The 21,100-nt window shown below is 36.5% G+C and carries 16 protein-coding genes; 15 read left to right on the forward strand and 1 reads right to left on the reverse strand.

Translation table 11 applies throughout. The annotated features are described in order from the left end of the window. Nucleotides 1–353: 353 nt before the first annotated feature. The 10 genes from IGL98_RS03040 to IGL98_RS03085 all read left to right on the forward strand — a co-directional run bounded on the left by IGL98_RS03040 (nt 354) and on the right by IGL98_RS03085 (nt 12,761). The gene (locus IGL98_RS03040) at nt 354–1,445 is read left to right on the forward strand and encodes a tyrosine-type recombinase/integrase (RefSeq protein WP_206911845.1); all 1,092 of its coding nucleotides are present in this window, start codon (nt 354–356) and stop codon (nt 1,443–1,445) included. Nucleotides 1,446–1,717: 272 nt separating this feature from the next. Then, nucleotides 1,718–2,467, forward strand: a complete 750-nt coding sequence (locus IGL98_RS03045; RefSeq protein ID WP_206911844.1) for a winged helix-turn-helix domain-containing protein — start codon at nt 1,718–1,720, stop codon at nt 2,465–2,467. 114 nt (nt 2,468–2,581) lie between these two features. Continuing rightward, entirely contained in the window at nt 2,582–3,235 is a 654-nt protein-coding gene (locus IGL98_RS03050) for a hypothetical protein (protein ID WP_206844440.1), read from the forward strand. 34 nt (nt 3,236–3,269) lie between these two features. Continuing rightward, nucleotides 3,270–4,373: a DUF916 and DUF3324 domain-containing protein gene (locus IGL98_RS03055; protein ID WP_206844438.1), complete on the forward strand. Its 1,104-nt coding sequence runs from the start codon at nt 3,270–3,272 to the stop codon at nt 4,371–4,373. Between the two features lie 2 nt (nt 4,374–4,375). Beyond that, a complete protein-coding gene (locus IGL98_RS03060; RefSeq protein ID WP_206844436.1) occupies nt 4,376–4,693 on the forward strand; it encodes a hypothetical protein in 318 nt (105 codons plus the stop codon). A 9-nt stretch (nt 4,694–4,702) separates the two neighbouring features. Next, nucleotides 4,703–4,927 (forward strand): hypothetical protein, encoded by a 225-nt coding sequence (locus IGL98_RS03065; protein WP_206844433.1) that lies wholly within the window; start codon nt 4,703–4,705, stop codon nt 4,925–4,927. 90 nt (nt 4,928–5,017) lie between these two features. After that, on the forward strand, nt 5,018–5,740 hold the full coding sequence (locus IGL98_RS03070; protein WP_206844432.1) for a WxL domain-containing protein: 723 nt from the start codon (nt 5,018–5,020) through the stop codon (nt 5,738–5,740). 135 nt (nt 5,741–5,875) lie between these two features. Then, nucleotides 5,876–6,928, forward strand: coding sequence for a DUF916 and DUF3324 domain-containing protein (locus IGL98_RS03075; protein WP_206911843.1), 1,053 nt, complete (start codon nt 5,876–5,878; stop codon nt 6,926–6,928). Nucleotides 6,929–7,156: 228 nt separating this feature from the next. Continuing rightward, nucleotides 7,157–12,001 (forward strand): MucBP domain-containing protein, encoded by a 4,845-nt coding sequence (locus IGL98_RS03080; RefSeq protein WP_206911842.1) that lies wholly within the window; start codon nt 7,157–7,159, stop codon nt 11,999–12,001. Between the two features lie 223 nt (nt 12,002–12,224). Further along, nucleotides 12,225–12,761, forward strand: a complete 537-nt coding sequence (locus tag IGL98_RS03085; protein ID WP_206844427.1) for an HdeD family acid-resistance protein — start codon at nt 12,225–12,227, stop codon at nt 12,759–12,761. Between the two features lie 81 nt (nt 12,762–12,842). Here the strand turns inward: IGL98_RS03085 and IGL98_RS03090 are convergent, their stop codons facing one another. Then, nucleotides 12,843–14,477, reverse strand: a complete 1,635-nt coding sequence (locus IGL98_RS03090) for a MucBP domain-containing protein (RefSeq protein WP_206911841.1) — start codon at nt 14,475–14,477, stop codon at nt 12,843–12,845. Nucleotides 14,478–14,733: 256 nt separating this feature from the next. On the opposite strand from IGL98_RS03090, the gene IGL98_RS03095 reads away from it, so the two are divergent. The 5 genes from IGL98_RS03095 (at nt 14,734) to IGL98_RS03115 (ending at nt 21,099) form a co-directional block, all read left to right on the forward strand. Continuing rightward, nucleotides 14,734–15,564, forward strand: a complete 831-nt coding sequence (locus tag IGL98_RS03095) for an AraC family transcriptional regulator (protein ID WP_206844423.1) — start codon at nt 14,734–14,736, stop codon at nt 15,562–15,564. A 113-nt stretch (nt 15,565–15,677) separates the two neighbouring features. Then, nucleotides 15,678–16,946 (forward strand): PTS sugar transporter subunit IIC, encoded by a 1,269-nt coding sequence (locus IGL98_RS03100; RefSeq protein ID WP_206844420.1) that lies wholly within the window; start codon nt 15,678–15,680, stop codon nt 16,944–16,946. 2 nt (nt 16,947–16,948) lie between these two features. After that, nucleotides 16,949–19,165: a beta-glucosidase BglX gene (gene bglX, locus IGL98_RS03105; RefSeq protein ID WP_206844416.1), complete on the forward strand. Its 2,217-nt coding sequence runs from the start codon at nt 16,949–16,951 to the stop codon at nt 19,163–19,165. Between the two features lie 196 nt (nt 19,166–19,361). Continuing rightward, nucleotides 19,362–19,967 carry a nitroreductase family protein gene (locus IGL98_RS03110; protein WP_206844414.1) on the forward strand — a complete coding sequence of 202 codons (606 nt, stop codon included), beginning with the start codon at nt 19,362–19,364 and terminating at the stop codon, nt 19,965–19,967. Between the two features lie 43 nt (nt 19,968–20,010). Next, on the forward strand, nt 20,011–21,099 hold the full coding sequence (locus IGL98_RS03115) for a FecCD family ABC transporter permease (protein WP_206913204.1): 1,089 nt from the start codon (nt 20,011–20,013) through the stop codon (nt 21,097–21,099). Nucleotide 21,100: the final 1 nt, after the last annotated feature.

A 21,100-nucleotide genomic window follows, 5' to 3' on the forward strand; every position in this document is an offset into this window, starting at 1 on the left:
CTGTTTTTATCAAACTCAAAAAACACAGAAATTTTACATAGCAGAGCGAATAAATAAAAAAATAGATCTGAAAAAGGTTATTTTTTTTAACGAAAAAACTCTTTTATATATGTTATTTAAAATAATTTATTCTTGTTATATTAACAAACAAGAAAATCATAGAAATAATGTTATTTTCAGGTCTCTCAGCTGATAATATAATGTTTTGTTCAGATTGTCAACACTGTTTATGTATTTTTTAGTATTTTAATCATTGTGTTCGCTTTTATATCTCATTGTTTATTGACAGTTATACGATAATTTTTATTCGCCGTCAAATCGCCGTCAAAATAAAATGAAGGGGGAAATGATTTATGGTAAGAAAAGGTGAAAATATCTATAAACGAAAAGATGGTCGTTGGGAAGGAAGATACATAAAAGGAAGAAAGAGTGATGGAAGTGCTATATATGGCTATGTATATAATAAAACATATATGGATTTAAAGGAAAGGCTATTAACAATGAAAGCACTATATTCCCATAACTATACCTTTAAGACAATTGCCTACCAAGGCACGCTCGATGATTGGGCAACTTGTTGGTTAACTGAAATACAAGGGCAGCTAAAACCGAGCACATATGCTAGTTACACAAATAAAATGATGAAACACATCCTTCCCTTCTTGGGGGAGATCCCCTTACAATCGATCACAACGATCAATTTAAATGACTGGATCAAAAAAATAGAGGAGCACTTGTCTCCTAATTCTGTTCGAATCGTTTATCAAGTATTGATGTCGTGCTGTACAGCTGCGGTAAAAAGGGAACTGATTATAGAAAATCCGTGTAAATATGTCATTTTACCTAAAAAAACACCGAATAATATAAAGGCAATTACATCAGAGGAACAAACAAAACTAAAAGAAAAAGCTTCTGCACATCCTAAAGGGCTTGCAATTATATTAGCGTTAGAAACTGGCATGAGAATCGGAGAAATTGCTGGACTAAAGTGGGAGGATATTGATTTTTCAGCGAATTTACTTACCGTCCAACGCACGATCCAAAGAATCCAACTTATTAATGGTATAAATAAAAAAACGCAAGTTATTGATGGAACACCTAAAAGCAGTACATCTAAACGGACTATCCCGCTTTCTGAGAATGTCAGTCAACTTTTGAATAAACAAAAACAAAAAAGCAATGGAAATTTTGTGTTAGGAGGAAATAAGCCGGCGGAACCTCGCTTGATTTCAATCTGGTTAAAAAAAATATGTCAAAGTTTCCATTTTGCAAACATTCGCTTTCATCAACTCAGACACAGCTTTGCTACGCGTTGTCTAGAAAAAGGAGTGAATATAGCGACGATCAGTGCTTTGTTGGGACACCATTCTACAAAAATGACGCTAGATGTGTATGTAAATTCTTTTATGTCTGAAAAAAGAAAAGCCATTAATTTAATTAGTTAGTCTACCTACTTTTCAAAAATTATCACGTTTGGAAAGTAGATAGTCTTTTTTATATTTTTAATTAACGTACTTTTTTTGAAACTTGAAATTTAATTGATTCTGACTTATCTATAGCATTCAATTCTTTTTGACCTTGGCTAGAACTTAAGCCGTCAACTTTGCCGTCGGAGGGTCTTTGAACTGTTGGTATTTCTGGGTTTGTAGTGATAGTTCCTGTTTGTTAATAAAACAAGAAAATAAATAGTAGAAAAAATTGAAGAGGAGGGAGCCATATGGAAAATACAATTGGCATATTACATATCAGAGATGATTCTGAACAGAACGATAACATAGGTTTATTGATAAAAAAGGCCCTCAATGAACAAAGTTATTCGCTAATTGAGATTACAGAAAAAAAACAAATAGGTTTATTGGATGGCTTAGTCATTAATTTAGAAAAATCATCAGACTATGTTAAGGCATTACAATGGTTGATTGATTTGCAAGAAGATCATCCTTTGTTTATTTGGATTCTAAATGGAGAAAATGATTCCGAACTGACAAAATTGTATCCTCACTTGAGTAAAAATTCTGTAATAGAAATTATTCCGTCAGATCAAGGAGTGGAGATGCTCGAGATCGTAATAAAAAATGCTCTCAATTATAAGAACCAATTATTAAATAAAGCAAGAACAAAAAAAGCATCTGACAAACATTCCCTAGATGCGTCAAAGCTGAGCCTGGTAGTGCATGACAAAATAATAGCATTAACCCGAAAAGAATTCAAAATTATTGAGCTGTTATATGAAAATTTGGACAACGTTGTTACCTACAAAGAAATCAATGAAGTAATCTATGGTGCTGCAACAGGAAAATCACTAGAAAAATACAGGGTAGTAAACTTCATTTCTCATATCAGAAATAAACTAAAAGAACAATCTTATTTTGAAATTGAAATCATTCGAACAAAAGGATATCTTCTGACCTATTCAAAAAACGAACGATTTTCTTTCGAAAATACAAGTGAAAAAGTCTTACAATAATCTGCCTTTGAAGAAGGAACCGCAGGACTTGAATTTATTTTCGTACTATATAGTACAAGTAAATAAAATTTGAGCAGCCTGAGCAATTATGTAAAGAAATGGATGGCTAAATGTGTGAAAGATAAAAAGAATTATTATCAAAAATATCGAAATTATTATCTCTGCGAAATTGTACTTTTAATTGGGTGGATCACTAATTTTATACTCTTTTCAAGGTTTTATGAAGAGGCCGTATTTTATGTCGATAAAAATGCCAAATTTATTATTCAGCTATTGTTCATGGTGAATTACTACTTGGATGATCTACTAAAATATTTATTTGTTGCCTTTTTACTGATGACATTAAATCTCTTCTTGATCTTGATGTTTTATATCAAAAATAAGCAAGAAATAAGTAAAACAAAAGAAATGAACTACTCAATGATCCTATTTCTAGTACTTATCGGCATTAATGTTATCGCACTACTGACGACGATTATCTGGCCGTTGTTCTTAATACTGTTTATTGTGTCTATGACGATTGTTTATATCATATACGTCGTTACAAATTACTTATATGAAGAAAAAGATGAACGATATGAAGAAAATGAAACAGTTAAATTAGAAGGACCTTTTCAAACGAAAGAGGCAGCTGAAAAATATTCCAAAGAATTTTTGGCTCATTGGGCGGATTACTTTTCTAAAAAAGGCTATAGATTAGCAGAATTTGTAAAATGTGATGCAAACAATGAATGGCATGTGGAAATTATCGTTCAATCGATTCAATAAGAACAAATATTAGTAGTTAGGAGAACTCTTTTTCATGAGAAAAATTAATGCGATATATATAGCACTTATTTGCGTCTTCACATCATTTTTTTTTGCAGATCAAGTGATGGCGGCAGATGATGATAATAATTTAGGGTATACAGTGACCCTTGTTCAGTCGAATACACAAATAGATCCTAATAAAAGCTATTTTTATGTGAAAACGACACCTGGAGAAGCACAAACGTTGGAAGTAAGGATCAAAAGCACGAAAAAAGAGAGTGTGCGGATCAAGATCTATGGAACCAATGCGATCACAGGAGACGGAGGAACGATCGAATACAGCGATGACAAAACGTATTACGATTCGACCTTAAAAGAGCCGGTTACATCAATGCTTAAAATCCCAACACCAGAAATTACAGTTGGAAACTATGAAGAGAAGACGGTGAAAATCCAATTGACACCGTCTAAAGAAAAGTATGATGGTGTAAAAATGGGGGCGATCGTCTTCGCTTTAGATCAAGGGGAAAAAGCAAAAAGTGGGGTCTCGACAGAATTTTCATATCGAGTAGGCTTGATCACTTCACAATCAGGAGATGAATTCAATAATGCTCAAACTTTAAATTTAAACTCCGCAAAGGCCTCAATCAAACGTGGGAAAAAAATGGTTTTAGCCAATTTGCAAAATCCTGAACCTAAAGTTTTGGAAAATTTAAGCATTGTCGGCACGATGACGAAAAAAGGCACCGATGAAGTGGTTAAAAGAAAATCTGTGGAAAACTACAGCATGGCACCAAATAGTTCGTTTGATTTTGAAATGGATTGGGGAATTGCCAATCTGCCATCGGGTACCTATACCTTAAAATTAGATGCATCAAATGACTATCAAGAATGGCAACTTAGTAAAGAATTCACGATCACAAACCAACAAGCCAAAAAAATGAATGAAGAAAGTGCTTTTAAAATCATTACCCCAACTTGGATCAAAGGGACGGCCATTTTCTTACTCGCATTCACCGTTTTGATTATGTTGATGATTCTTTTTAGAAGAAAAAAATGGGCGCAACAGTGGAAAAAAATCAGAATAGCTAAAAGAAAAAAACAAGGAAACCAAAAGAAAAAACGGAAAAAAATCAACAGAAAAGAGGGTGAATAACGATGAAAAAGCCTTACTTTATTTGGCCGATGTTTATTGTGCTGTGTGTACTAGGTGTCTTGTTTAGCCAAGTACCACATGCTTTAGCCGAACAAGAAAAAACAGAAACAGGTATTTCCTTCAATCAATTTGTTGAACCAGAGAAACCCAAACCGCCGATCTATGAAACAAAACCACCAGTCTATCCAGCAACGGATGGCGCATTGCCGCATTTAGGGCAAATGATGACGTCTTTTATTCTATTACTGTTGGGTGTTGCTTGTTTGATCATATTTTTAGGTGTTATCAGTTTACGTAAGGTATATAGCATACATGTATAGGAGTGTAAGATGAAAGATTATTTGTGGATTTATATATTGGGAGGTATTGCCTCCGTGTCTTTGATTTTTTTTCTGGTAACACTTTCCAGAGATGTATTTTTAGCAAGGAAACTAAAGAAAAAAAAGCTTGATTTAGCAGTCAATTTCACTTTGTTAGTTGTGTCTATCATAAGTTTAACTCTGATTATTTATTTATTCGTTTTATTAAAAGACCAAATCAAACTGATTGGTTAGGTCAGTGAGAACAAGCATTATTCTGTGAACAATTTATAACAGTAACTGTCGCCAATTTTATTTACGCTAAATAAGAAGGGTGATTAAATTTTGAAAAAAATACTATTTACAACATTACTTGCTTCATCAGCATTGCTGATTTTTGCAAAACCTGCGGATGCAGTAGAAGTCGGAAATGAACAAACAGACTTGGGGATTCGCTTTGATACTGACGGACCAGTAAAACCTGGACCTGGACCATTTAAAGATAACTTAGCATTGGTTTGGACGCCATCTAAATTTGATTTTGGTCGTCAAGCAGCAACAGCGAATATTGCTACATATAGCAATACTGTAGCCGGAGATCAATATATTGTCGTGAATGATGACAGGCAAGGGACTGAAACTGGCGGAGAAGGCACAAGAGCTGTAACAACATCTGCTTGGAAAGTGTCTGCTAAATTATCTAAATTAGTTTCTAAAGATAGCTCAGCTACAGAATTGCCGTCAAAACTAACATTTACTTTAGGCGATGCACAATCTTATGATATTGGTGAAGTTGATCCAGATACAAATGACTTCTTACCAAATCCGATTGAAGGAAACTTAGGAACACTTGCTGATCCTAACAATATCACTGTTAGTAAAAATGTAACATTAGAGGCTGGTAACACAACTGGAACAAACATCATTGCTAAAACGCAAGCAGATGCTGTTAAAGGCGGTTTTGCTACAAAATTATCAGATACTAAATTAACTGTAACAACAGGCACAGGCGCAGCCGGTAAAGCATTTAAAGGCAGCGTGAACTGGAGTCTTGACAACACGTACTAAGAATTAGCTTGGTTGTGTGTTGCTTTAAATAAGTAAGTAGGTTGGTTGACAGTTATTGTTATAAGTTGTTCACAGAATTGACAAGTATTATAGGAAATAAAGTATTTAATTTTACAAAGAAAGAGGGATCAGTAAATGAAAAAACATCTTACTTACTTATTACTAGTATTGTTTGGCTTAACTTTGTTCTTTGATCCCGTCAAAGGTTTGGCCAAACAAGATTCTACCAATTTGATTGGTGGATTATCGTATGAAGTTTTATACCCAGAGAATCAGAAAAATAAGAACTTAGGTTACTTTGATCTCCAAATGAAATCAGGGCAAGAGCAAAAAGTTTCCTTAAAATTATACAACTCATTATCAAAAGAGTTAACAGTAGAGGTTCGTTTAAATACTGCAAAAACCAACAGCATCGGTAAAGTTGAATATGGACCAAATGATCTAAAAGAGGATACATCTTTGACAAATGATTTTATCACTATCGTCAAAGGCCCAAAAAAAGTGGTGATTCCTTCAAAAGGGAGTAAGCAGGTCGACTTAATGATTTCTTTACCCAAAGAGATGCCCGCAGGTTTGATAGCGGGTGGGATTCAATTGCAGCCTATAGCTGATAGCAAAACGAAGGACCAAAGTAAAAAAGATGTTGTAGTAAATGAATTTGCCTTTTTAGTCGGGATGTTATTAAGAGTCGGCGATACCGATAGCATAAAACCTGAGCTAAAACTAAATAAAACATACATAGCATTTAAAGAGAGTAAAAGCCATTTTTTTGTCAATATTTCCAATATCCGTCCTGTCTATGTTGAAGGTATGGAAGTGGTCATTCAAGTAAGAAAAGCCAACAAACAAAAAGTGTTGTTTGAGTACCAAAAAAAAGGGATGAGAATGGCACCAAATTCGATGATCGATCTTCCAGTTGATCTAGCGGATAAAGGTATGACAGCAGGAGATTATTCCGCTCAGATCAACGTCACGTCAAAAAATGGTGGTAAATGGTCTTGGACAGAGGATTTTAAGATCAACGCGTTAGAAGCAACAGGTCTTAATAAACAATCAGTAGAAAATAAAACAGGCGATAAACTGATTTATTTCGTTTGTTTTTTGATTTTATGTATGGGCGTATTTGTCTTCATTTTGAGTTATAAAGCAATAAAACGTAAAAGAATTAAAGCTGGATTGAATAAATAATCATTTTTTCAGAAGCAAAATCATAAAGAAGGAACAGTTTAAAATAGACAGGAACAAATCAATTCTAACACTCTTCTTCGGCATCGCCTCTACTCAGCCACGTAGAATACCCTAATCAATGATCTGGTTCGAGCCGTTGAACTAAATAGGTGATAGCGATACAAAGGAGGTGTTGCGATACGAGTGTATTTGAAAGACGATCAAAAATAATAAAGAAAGGACAAGAAAATGGAAAACAAAAAAAAGAAGCCTTCTAAAACGAAAATACTTTGGACGTTTATCGGGATAACTGTATTTGGCATTTTTTCTGTCACCGTTTTGTTCACCGCAACGAATCCTATATTAGCTAAACCTGAAACGAGCGTGAAAAAAGCAACAAAACAAACGATCGACAAAGGTTCAGCTGTAAGTAGTGTTAAATCAGTAATGAATTATACAGCTAGAGCGCTAGATCCAGTTGAAAATGAGGAAGGGTTGAAAGCAACACCTAAAGTGTTGACGATGAAACAAAATGAAGCTTTTCCGGACCTTAACAGCGAAACGGGTCTAACGAAACTCTTTTCCGAAAGGATCATTCCGCATCCAGAATATGGTGCTTTATATGAATACGTGAACGCTGATGGCACGCCCGCTAATCCTAGTAGTGAGTTAGCAGGGTTTCAAACAATTTATGTAGAGATCACCGAAAACTATAATCTGACGAGCATTCGCGTTCCTATACCAGTAACCGTTACCGATTTAGGTACTTCCTTTTTGTTAGACAATCAAATAGCTCTTCAAACAGACAATGCAAACGGCAAAATTATTTTGTACCCAAACGAAACAGCGAATAAAACGCCAGAGCAGCTGCAACAGTTAGTGAAAACAAAATCCAATGTCCGTTCTTGGAAAGTGGAAGATGGTTCAACGGTTCCAGTTGATGTTATCAAAACAACGATTGTGACAACTTCTGTTGGAACGTATAAGGCTGATTTTGAAATTACAGTAGGGACAGGTGAAGAAGAGCAAAAAGCGTCTGTTCAAAAAGATGTCGTCGTTTTTGGTGCTGATCCTCAAGCGTTTGTCTCTGTAGCACAAAATGCAACGCTGATTTTAAGCACCAACCCAACCAATTTATTTACAAAATTTCAAACAGTGAATAATACAACAGCGACGAATGCGTCTTATCAATTTGTTAATGAAAATGGTGACGTACTGGAAAAATTTGATACTGGAACTGTTGGTTTTCATTGGGCTTATGTAAAAATGACAGAAAAAACAAACGAGAATGTCACAACGATTATCAAAGTACCAATCAATGTGACCAGTGCAGACACAACAGCCTTGTTAACGAATAAAGTCATGGTAAAATCTGATGCGAAAGTAATTCTTTATCCTAATGAAACAAAAGGGAAAAGTAAAGAAGAACTAATTGCATTAATTCAGTCAAGAGCTCACTTAAGTGCTTGGAACATGAGCACAGGGGCAGCAGTGCCAGTATCATTTACCGATACGACGACACTCAATGATTCTGTAGGCTCCTATACTGGTACGATCAAAGTAGAGTCAGATGGCGTTTCAGCGACCACAACACGAAATGTGACGGTATTTGGTGCTAATCCGCAAGCGTTTGTCTCTGTAGCGCAAAACGCTACATTACCTTTAGGCACCAACCCAACCAATCTATTTTCGAAGTTTCAAACAGTAAATAATGCGACTGCAACAAATGCGCTTTATCAATTTGTTGGTGAGAATGGCGAAGCGATAGATAAGTTCGATACGTCGACAGTTGGATTTCACTGGGCATATGTAAAAATGACAGAGAAAGCTGATGCAAATGTGTCGACCATCATCAAAGTGCCAATCAATGTGACGAGTGGTGATACTACGGAGCTATTAACCAATAAAGTCATGGTGAAAGCAGATGCAAAGATTCTTTTTTACCCGAATGAAACAAAAGGGAAAAGTAAAGAAGAGCTGATTGCGATGATCCAATCTAGAGCGCACTTAAGTGCTTGGAACATGAGTACAGGGGCAGCCGTTCCAGTATCTTTTACTGATACGACAGCAGTTAATAATTCAATTGGTTCATACACCGGGACGATCAAAGTGGAACTAGATGGTACGTCAGCGACCACAACTCGAAATATCACGATTTTTGGGGCGGATGTAAAATCTCCCTATTATTTTAAAGTCGATCAAAACAAAGAGATGGCAATGGGGACGAATGCTGCTAATATTTTTTCAAAATACCAGTCTTTAAATGACGCAGCAGCAGCTAGTTCTACCTATGAATGGGTCAAGAATCCAGCCGGTGATCCTACTGAGCCGGTCAACAAGTTTGATACCAGTAAAACAGGATTTCACTGGGGCTATATAAAAATGACGGACAAGAAGGATACGACAGTCTCAACTATAATTCCTATCCCAATTACAGTAACATTGGATAATCAAACAGTTATTGTAGAGTCAAAAGCCGGAATGAGTTTTAATTATCTACCGTTTTTGAATGCAAGTGAAATCAAAGGGAAAACTGTCCAGCAAATCATTCAATTATTTACTAAAAAATTAGCACCCAGAGCATGGGATCTGACGACAGGACAAGACCTAGATGCACGAATCACCAAATCAATGATTGTTAATTCTAGTCGAGGGTCCAAAGAAGTGACCATTACAATAACGTCAGGTGAGCAACTGTTGACGTATACGTTCAATGTCTTGATTCTTCCAGACCAGGTATTTGGAAATAGTACGATTGAAGGGTGGAACAACATTCCTTTAAATTCTACTGATGGTGTTATTACAAATCCATTAAATGGTTCCAAAATGGGTTTTCCAGAAAGAGGAATTTCTGTAACATCAATTAGAAACGAATTAGGTTTTATTATCAAAGATAGTGCTGGAAGAGGCTATGTTTATAGTGCTGGTGAAAGTAAAGTAACGGATATCCCGGGAGTGAATAAGAATGTTTTATATGGAACGACATGGGATAGAAACAATGGAATCGGTCGTGACGAAATTGTTCCTAAAATAACGTCTAAATACTTTTTACGAAAAGGCAACGAGCTAAAGCAAATCCTAATAGATGAAGCGAATCAGATACTTTATGTATATGACCTTTCTCTGAATCGGAATTTAAATTTCACTGTTCAGTTAGACATGTACAATCTTTCTAATACAACAAAGAATTTTTCTATGTTAGAAAGTGTCGATACGGATTATTATACAGATTCAGTTCCAATCTATGCGTTAGGGAATAATAGCGGCTTTTATATTCAGCCTTTATCAGGGAAGAGATTTACAATTCGGCTAAAAGATTCCAGAGGAAATTGGTTGTCTGATTATACCAAATATATAGCGGGCGCGATTGGTAGTATTGGTGTTTCTGGAACGTTTAATTACTTCGGAAACGATTATATGGGAACTGGTTCTGAAAGCAAAAATTACAGCGCAGGCCAAGTTATGGCGTCCAGTGTCGATTCAGCCTATCAACTAGGTGCACCGTGGAAAGATATTTCCCCAGATGAAGCATTAAAAACAGGGTACGAGATTTTTGCCGGTGATGAGCTTCCTTATATGCAAATAAAAGCTGACCCAGAAGTCTTCAATATTTATCCAGATTATGTAGATGATTTTAATACTAGTTATAAACTAAGTAAAATCCCTACAGCGACTGATAAGGGAACTGTTTATGTAACCTACCCTACAGGTGTTGAAGTTACAATGCCCTTTATCTCAAATAGTCAAAAAGAATTCAATAGTCCATTGACGATTCCAAGGACAGGATTACCTGAAGCGTTAAACAACGAACCAGGAACTATCAAAAACTATGACACTTCTTTATTAGCTATTAACGAGTCAGAAGGACCGTATAATGGATTGCCTTCACAAGATTATGCAGTAAAAATCAATGTGTACAATCTTGGGGCAAAACCGATTCCGCAAATCATCAAAAAAGGAACGACCTTTACTAAAAAAGCTTCTGAAGTGATTCAGGATGCAGTTATCTTACCTGGACATACGGCTTCATACGAATATGAAGGCGATATGCCGGATACTTCGATCACAGGTTTAACCAGCGTAATGGTACGAATGACCGATGCAAATCAACCAGATAAGACGACGTTGATCAAAGTACCAGTCCAAGTGATCGATGAAACACCGCCATCTAGAGGACTCTATATTGCAGCGAACGATTTCAACAGCAGACCAGAACCATTTCAAGATCTAACTGAAAGTGAAATCAATCAATTGATTCTTAAAAAATCAGAAGCGATTGCTTGGGACGTTGCGACAGGTTCAAGTAAAGATATCACGCTTTCAGTAGAGTCAACGACAGTCCCTCTAAATCCTGAACAAGGAAGCTATAAAGCAACATTAAAAGCGGTCAGAGGAACAGAGACGGCTAAGAAAACGATCACCATAGACATTCAAAGTAATCAAAAAGTGAACGTAGAGTTTGTTGATGAAACGGGAGCCGCTTTACATGATAAAATCACTTTCGATAAAGTAATCGGAACAACGATTGATTTAACCGAAGAAACAGAAGTCCAAAAAGCACTTGAATCCATTCAGGCTGAGAACTATCAATTAGTGAAAAAGCCGGATAATGAAACGAAGATTCCTGTTACAAGTGAAGAAAGTACCGTTCAATACCAATTTAAAGGAATGCTGTTTGTACAATCTTCCCCAACTTTCTTGAATTTCGGGCGTAAGACTTTAGGGATTCCGTTTATAAAAGTAGAGAAAGCAAAATATGACAAACCATTGATTGTTTGGGATAATCGCAAAAATGGCGGTGCTTGGAATTTAACGGCGACGTTAAAGAAACCATTGACTAGCCAAGAAGATCCAAGCAAAATTCTGCCTGCCGCTATTCGTTACAAGGTAAGTGATACTGAAACAGTCATCTTATCTGAAAATACAACACAGCCAATAGCAAAGAGAACGCATGAAACCAAAGGACAGTATAATGTAAGTAATGAGTGGGATAAGAACGAATCCGGCTTGTTGTTAGAAGTTCCTTCTGGAGAAGTGTTGCAAGCAGGTGGCTATCGAGCGACGATTTTATGGCAAGTTGAGCAAACACCTTAATCGAAATGTGAAAAAGTTCCGCCCAAAGGATTCAGTTATGGGTGGAACTTTTTCTGATTGATTCGTTATATTGTCAATCTGAATTGGAATTTCCTTAAATGGTTGCAATAAAGGGCTTAATTCATAAAAATAACAATTAATAATCCATATTACTCGTTTTATTCAAAGAAATTCTATACAATATAACTAGAAAACAAGTAACGCATTAACGGAGGGGATAATAATGAATAACGTTATGGAACAATTAAGAAAGTATGCATTGTTGCGAGGAATTGTTTATATGATTTTTGGCTTGTTGATTGTGATTAACCCAAGAAGTGTATTCCAATTAGCTGTCTATTTTATATCTGCTTATATTGCAATTATGGGTGTATTAAATCTTTATGATGGTTTTAAAGTCAAAAAAGCAACAGGAACTTATGGAATGAGTTTTTTAGGTGGGATCGTTTTACTAGTGATTGCAGGTATTGTGCTTGTGTTTGCTAAAGGAATCGTAAGTATTTTACCGATTTTCCTAGGTTTAGTGATCGTGATTGTTGGGGTCACTCGTGCTATTCAATCAGTCAATTTACGCACATATGTCAATGTTAGCTGGATGCCGATGCTGATTTATAGTGTAATTTTGATTATTGCTGGATTGGTTTTAACATTTAATCCATTCAGTAGTTTGCTGGTACTTTTCCAATTATTTGGTGGTATTTTGATTTTTATGGGAATTGGCGAAATCGTTTCGTACTTCCAATTGCGTAAAATCAATTAAGAGCAAGTGGATAAAATTTAAGCCGTAGATAAAATCATGTGGAATGATTTTATCTACGGCTTTTTTATAAGAAAAGAGGATTTAAGGATAACTCAAATCATAGAAGGTATAATTTATCGTTAGATCTGTACTACCTGCGATACCGCTTGTTAGTTCAGGTGTATCGGCGAGCAGTTGGTAATCTCCCCACGCGAGTCGTTCATTTGTTTGTGCAGCGTAGCATTCGAAATAGATTTTTGAGTAAAAAGAATAACTTTCACCTGAATTATATTGAAAAAATTGGTTGCCTAAAGTAGTATCTTCATGTATTTCTTCTGTTTTCAAAAGATTTCCTTGATTATCGTAGTACAGAGCTTTGTAATAGTTTGGATAAATATAGCCTCTTGTTTGGGTATTGAGTGTTGGAGTAGAAGCTGGGTTGGAACTTTGGACAGTTAAGTTTATAGTGACAGGTGCATTCTTCCGATAAATAAAAATCAGTTCAGATCCTTCTTTGACATAGGTACCCGTTTTTGTACCGATTTGGCTTATCAACGTATATCCATCAATAAACATTGGCTCAACTTCATATGGTGTACCGACATTTCCTGAGAACGTTACGATCTGTGAAAGAAGGTTACCATCTTCATCTACACTTTTTACTGTAAGGATTCCGATCTCATCTACACGAGTTTTCACTTTGTAGATAAAGATAATTTCAGATCCATTTTTGATGTAAACGCCTGTTTGTGGGTCAGAAGGAGATACAAGGTCAAAGCCATCGATTTCTTTTGGAGAAATTTCATAGGAGTCACCGACATTACCAGTAAGTGTTTCAGAAGAAATAAGTGTACCGTTTTCAGTCGTATTTTTTACTGTAAGGATTCCTGTCTCTGCTATCGGAACATTTTTCTTGTAGAGGAAGATAATTTCTATTCCCTTTTTAACATACATACCCGTTTTTGGATCTGTTGGAGAGGAAAGGGTGTAACCAGCAATTTCTTTTGGTACGATTTCATAAGCTTCGCCAACATTGACTGTGTATGTTTCGGTAGAAAGGAGAGTACCATCTTCTGTTATGTTTTTTACGGTTACCGTCCCTTTTTCCGCGATAGGTTCAGTTGGATTATTTTCCTTTTGGATAATGTAACCGATGTAGGAATAACCCGTTACCACTTCAGGAGTATAGTTATAAGCTAGTCCGTGCTTAATGGTTTCAATGACTTTGGGATGTAATTCAGCGGCATAAGAATAGCTTGCTGCGCTGAATGTTCCAGAACTTACAATAATGAATAAGAGTAACGAGGTTCTAATTTTTCTTTTCCATATGCTTAACCCAATAAAAAGAATGATCAATGTAAAACCTAAAAAGTAAGTGAATGGAGATAGTGGTGTATCACCTGCTTTTGGTAGGTTGCTTGAAGTGGTTTTTGTTACAAGTGTTGGTTTGCTGAACGTGTTATTGGTTAATTGACTGGTAGGTTGATTAGAATTAGGCGTAATAACGTTTGATTGGTAAACTAACTGTATATTTTCCTTGTCAGCGGTCGCTGTTTGATTGGGAGCAGATGTAATAATCTGGTTCTTTTCTGACTGTGTTAGTGAATTAATGTCAATATATTGATAAGTGACGGTGCTGGATTTCTCGGCAGCGAATGAGTGGATTGGTGAGAACAATGAAAATAGACTAGTAACAACTATGAAAACCCCTAAGACATACCCTAACATCTTTTTCATAATGATACTTCCTTTCTCTTTGTATTAAAATTTTATAATTATTTTAATTTTATTTTAACAATTATTTTATTGTTAGTAAAGTTGTTTGCTTAGTGATTATAATGATTTTCAGGGCATTGTTTTTTTTTTTTTTGTAAAAATTATACTTTTGTTTATTTGAAAATTATTAAAAAATGCCAGATTGTTCACGAGCATGAGCGACGATATTATAGATAAATCTATTATAATGATAGTAAATAAATTTAGGGATGTGAGCATGTTGAAACATGAAATGATTTCACCCAGTAAAGATTATCCATTTAAGCTTTTTTCGTTCACGTCAAGAAATCCAGACCGAATGATTTCTACTCATTGGCATGAAAGTGCTGAGTTGCTATATTGCTTAAAAGGGAATCTTGAGGTTCGTTTTCCGCAAGTAACTTATTTATTGGAGCCAGGAGATACATTATTTATTAACTCAAATATTATCCATTCTTCGAGAAGCCCGTTACCAAATGAAGTATTTGTGATGCAGTTTCCTCTTCGTTTTCTAAAAGAAATGACGCAGCAGCAATATAATGATCGTTTTTTATTTAATTTGATTCCACTAAAGCAAAAAGATTCGATGATACAAAAATTGTTGAATGAGATCTATCGAGACTATCAGAAAAATGATTTATCCATGAATCTACTCGTGAAAAGTCGGACGTTAGCGTTTCTTTCGATCCTTACAAAAAGCTATAGCATCCCAATCGCTACGAAACAAACGATCAAGAGTTTGAAACATTTGGAGCGTTTGAAACAAATCAATGAATACGTGCAAAAAAATTACACTCAATCATTGAAATTAGAGCAAGTGGCAGAAGTTTTTAACTATGATCCTGCTTATTTTTCACGTTTTTTCAAAAAATATATGGGTATTCCTTTTTCCGAATATGTTAATACAGTTCGATTGGAGAAAGCCTATTATCAATTGAGAGATACCGATATGACCGTTTTAGATATTGCGATGGCGAATGGTTTTTTCTCAGTGAAGTCTTTCTACAATGTGTTTAAAAAGAATTACACCTTGTCTCCACAGCAGTATCGGCAAAAATATTTCAAATAAAAAAGTCATTATTTTTCCGATTTGAAGACGAATTTAGCACAGAAATGAGGGAGAATACTCAGTATACTGAATTCAAGTAAAGCGCTTACTGGATATTGAGAGGGGAAATAAACATGAAGAAAAAGATGATCGGTCTTTTTGATAAGGTAAGTCCATTTTTTGATAAGATGGGAAATAATCCTTATCTTCAAGCCATTTCTGGTGCAATGATGTCAACGTTAGGTCCAGTATTTATTGGTTCGGTTGCGGTATTATTAGTTGTTTTTATGAATATGTCTAAAACGTTACAAGGGTTCACACAAGTCATTTCAATATTAGGAAAAGTCAACACATTTACGATTGGTTCTTTGGCATTATATATTTCTGTTTTGATGGCGATTAATTTAGTTCGTAAATTAGATGAAAAAGAAGATTATGTCGCGGCTGGCATTATTTCGTTGATGAGTTTTCTTTTGATCACGCCTTTAGATAAGACGACTGATGATGTTGCAGCATTACCAACAACTTGGCTAAGTGCGCAAGGTGTTTTCTCAGCGATGATCGTAGGGTTAGTTGTCGGACGTTTGTTTTTAGCAATCAAACGTAAAGGTTGGACGATCAAAATGCCAGAAGGTGTACCGCCAATGGTGACACGAATGTTTGAATCATTGATTCCTACAGTCTTGATCGGAATTTTATTTATTTTAGTTGATTTTGGTTTTAGTCTGACTGCATTTGGTAATATGCACCAGTTTGTCTACACGATCATTCAAGTACCATTAAAAGGAATTGGCGGCTCGATCGGCGCGATGATTATTTTAAGTTTGTTGCAGCAGATTCTTTGGTTTTTCGGGATTCATGGGACAAACGTGATCATACCGCTGGTTACACCTTTATGGATGGCAATGGATGTTGAAAATATGAACGCAGTAACGGCTGGTCAAACGCCACCGAATATTGTTGGTTTGGCCTTTTTCAATATTATTACGTTTGGTGGAATGGCATTAGGGCTAGTGTTATTGATGTTACGAGCTAAAAGTAAACAGTATCGAGAAGTCGGGAAGATTTCCATTGTACCAGCGCTATTTGGGATCACAGAACCTGTAATTTTCGGAATGCCATTAGTATTGAATTTTGATTTAGCGATCCCGTTTATTTTTAATAATAGTATCGGATTGATTTTAGCGTATGTTTTAACGAAAATCGGATTAGTTTCAAAATTTGTCGGAGTACAAGCGATTTTTGGGTTGCCGGTCGGATTTCATGCAGCGGTTCAAGGAAGTATTTCTGTGATTATTTTGCAATTAGTGATCCAACTAGTATTATCACCGCTTCTTTGGTACCCATGGTTCAAGCGCTTAGACAAAAAAACATACCTGAATGAACAAAGCGAAGAGGTGTAAAAATGGAAGAGACAAAATTAAAAAAACTACTCAATTCCTTGACTTGGGAAGAAAAAATTGGACAGTTAGTTCAGTTATCAGGAGATTTTTTTCACGCAGATCAGCTAGCTGTTGGGCCGCAGAAAAAATTAGGGATCGATCAAAAAATAGTAGATCAAGTCGGGTCAGTATTGAACGTTACTGGTGCGAATAAAACGAGAGAAATCCAAGATCGTTATTTGAAGAAAAGTCGACATAAGATTCCTTTGCTATTTATGGCAGATATTATTTATGGCTATCGTACGATTTTTCCGATTCCTTTAGGCTTAGGTGCAACTTGGAATCCTGCGTTGATCGATCAGGCTTATGAGCAAACAGCAGAAGAATCAAAAGCGGCTGGTGCTCATGTCACTTTTGCACCGATGGTCGATTTAGTGCGTGATGCCCGTTGGGGTAGGAGTTTGGAATCAACTGGAGAAGATCCAGTATTGAATTCGGCTTTTGCGAAAGCGATGGTCACAGGCTTGCAAAAAGATTTACTCAATGGCGGAGGAATCGCTTCTTGTGTGAAGCATTTTGCAGCGTATGGTGCGGCAGAAGGTGGTCGGGAGTATAACACGGTTGATATGTCAGAACGTAGATTACGCCAAGATTATTTACCTTCTTATAAAGCGGCAGTTGATGCAGGTTGCCAATTAGTGATGACCTCATTTAATACGTATGATGGGATGCCAGTAACGGGTAGTAAATTTCTACTGGAAGATATTTTACGAAAAGAATGGGGCTTTGACGGAGTGATCATTTCTGATTATGCAGCGATTCAGGAATTGATTGCTCATGGTGTAGCAACAGATGATCGACAAGCAGCTAAATTAGCGATTGAAGCAACAACAGATATTGATATGAAAACACCTTGTTATGCGAAAGAATTGGAGCCACTGATCAAAGCCGGTGACATCAGTTCAGAGTTAGTGGATCGGTCGGTCTATCGTGTATTGAAACTGAAAAATGATTTGGGCCTATTCGAAGATCCATACCGCGGCGCTAGTCAAGAACAGGAAGAGTTAGTCTTTTTAACGGAAGAAAAACGCCAATTAGCGAAAAAGGTTTCGTCTGAATCAGTTGTACTACTGCAAAATAAACGAAATGTTCTCCCGTTAAATCAGAATCAAGAGAAAGTCCTGCTAGTTGGTCCGTACGGCGATAATCAAGAGCTGATTGGTTTATGGGCGGTTCATGGAAAACGAGAAGATGTTGTGACAATCAAAAAAGGCTTTGAACACTATCTAGATTCCGAGCATTTACTTTATACACAAGGTTGTGACATGCTAGAAGACTACACTTTTTTAGGTGAATTTGGTGCAACGAAAGATCAAATCGAACAATTAGGATTATCGGATCAAATGAAAGAACAAGAACTTGAGCGAGCCTTAACACTAGCGAAACTAGCGGATACGATCGTACTGGCTTTAGGGGAGCATACGATGCAAAGTGGCGAAGCGGGTAGTCGTACGGATATTACATTGCCAAAAATCCAACAAGACTTTCTACAAAAGTTAACAGAGTTGAATAAGAAAACGGTCTTGATCGTGATCAGTGGCAGACCCTTGGTTTTAACGAAAGAAGTAGAACTTGTTGACGCAATTGTCCAAGCGTGGTTCCCAGGAACTGAAGGTGGTAATGCATTAGCGGACATTATTTTCGGCCAAACCAATCCAACCGGTCGTTTAAGTATGAGTTTTCCTTATTCTGTTGGTCAGCTGCCAATTTACTATAGCGAATTCAAAACAGGTCGCCCATTGACCAGTCCAACACACAAAGGACGTTTTGTTTCAAAATATTTAGATAGTCCCAATGATCCGCTGTTTTCATTTGGTTATGGATTATCGTATAGTAAAGTTGAGTATACTGATCTGAAATTAAGTAGTGAAAAAATGTATGAAACATTAGAAATATCAGTAAAAGTGAAAAATCTATCGGAGCGTGCAACGACAGAAACAGTTCAATTATATGTTCAAGATGTGACAGGCTCTGTGGTGCGTCCTGTAAAAGAATTGAAAGCTTTCCAAAAAGTTGCGCTAGAATCTGGGGAAACAAAAGAAGTGACATTTATGTTAACCAGAGAAGACTTGAAATTCTATACGAAAGATATGATCTTTGCTGAAGAGCCTGGGGAATTTATTGTTTTTGTGGGGGCAAATGTAAAAGACACACAAGAGCAAACATTTACACTGATATAAGCTAAAAAGCTGTCTGATCTGACATACGCTGATCAGATAGCTTTTTTGTACTAAAAATAGAAAATAGACTTGCAAAAAAAATAGTGGAATGGTACTCTTAATTTCTAATTGAGAATGATTTTCATTGTCAATTGATGTGAAGTTTTATTCTACAGCCCTATCAAGTATAAAATGATAAAAGAATAGGAGAAAAATGATGGACATTGATTCAATTGAACAAGTCATTAGAGCGCGCCGAACGATTCGGACATTATCGGATCAAGCGATCTCTATGGAAGTTATAGATGAACTATTAACAAGTTCCAGTTATGCCCCCTATCATTCGAAAGAAGAGCCGTGGGAAGTCATTATCGTCAAGACGACGCAAGACCGTCAGTTATTCGCAGAAAAAATCATGGCAAGCTATGACCGATTAGACACATGGGCACGTTACGATCAGCAAAATCTAGAAACGGCTAAAAAAAGAACCCGTGATTATTTTCTAGATGTTCCTTTAACGTTGATTGTCACAGCGCCTAAGCATGAAAGTGAAAAATTGAACTTGGAAGCAATTGGCGCCGTTTCAGCGTTTATCCAAAATTTTCAATTAGCTGCTTGGTCAAAACAAATTGGTGTTACTTGGCGTACGATTCCAGTAATATTTGATGAAATATTCAAAGAGGCTGTTGGAGTGGCAGCGGATCGACAAATTATCGGGTTACTTGATATCAGTGCAATAGATGAAAAAATGAAAATTCCGACAAGTCGCAGAAAACCGTTGGAACATTGGACAGCTCAACTGTCTGATAAATTAAAAAAATGAGTGAAAGTAATGAGTAGTTCAGATACACAGGAGGCGTATTTTTTTGCAGGCAATCAAGGCAAGTGATGTAAGAACCAAAACTAAAAGTCAGCATATTTTTCCGTTGATTCTTTTATTAGCGGTGCTTATCTTCTTTTCGATCGTTTACTCTTTGATCAATGGGCAAGCGAATATTTCGATGGAAGATGTATTTCAGATTCTCTTAACTAAACTATCTGGTGGTAGATTTGGATCGCTTGATGGGATCACTAGTAATTCAGCGGTCAATATTATTTGGTTCGTTCGAACGCCAAGAGTGATCTTAGCTGTTTTTGTAGGGATGGGTTTGGCAATAACGGGTGCTGTGATGCAGGCAGTTGTTCAAAATCCTTTAGCTGATCCTTATATTTTAGGGATTTCTTCGGGGGCTTCACTTGGTGCGACCTTTGCGATTTTGGTTGGGTTTGGTACAGGAAGTATTTTTTCTCAATTCGGGTTGGCTTTTGGTGCGTTTGTCGGTGCGATGGCAGCGGCATTTGGGGTCCTTGTTTTATCAGGGATAGGTGGTCGGATGACATCGGTTAAATTGGTTTTATCAGGTTCAGTGATCGGCGCTCTTTGCAGTTCGATTTCGAGCTTTATTGTGTATCTTGCCAATAATGCGGAAGGGATGAAGACCGTGACATTTTGGGCGATGGGGAGCTTAGCTTCGGCTAGTTGGAATAAGTTGGCCGTTTTATCGATCACTGTTATTGTGATCACAGCCTTCTTCTTATTTCAACATCGTATCTTGAATGTGATGCTGTTAGGCGATGAAGCGGCTGTGACGTTAGGTGTTCCTTTGAGTAAATATCGCCAATTGTATTTACTTTTGGCTGCTCTTTTAACAGGTGTGATTGTGGCCTATTCTGGCATGATCGGTTTTGTGGGATTGATCATTCCGCATATCGTTCGTGGCTTGATTGGCTCAGATCATAAACGTTTGTTACCAATCGTGGCTTTGTCAGGTTCACTTTTTATGATTTGGGCTGATTTGCTTTCAAGAGTCTTAATTCCAAGTGTTGAACTGCCGATAGGGATTATCACGTCTGTGATCGGTGCACCGTTATTTATCTATATTATTGTCAAAAAAGGCTACAATTTCGGAGGCTAAC

The organism is Enterococcus sp. DIV0840 (assembly GCF_050527835.1).
Classification (GTDB): domain Bacteria; phylum Bacillota; class Bacilli; order Lactobacillales; family Enterococcaceae; genus Enterococcus_L; species Enterococcus_L ureasiticus.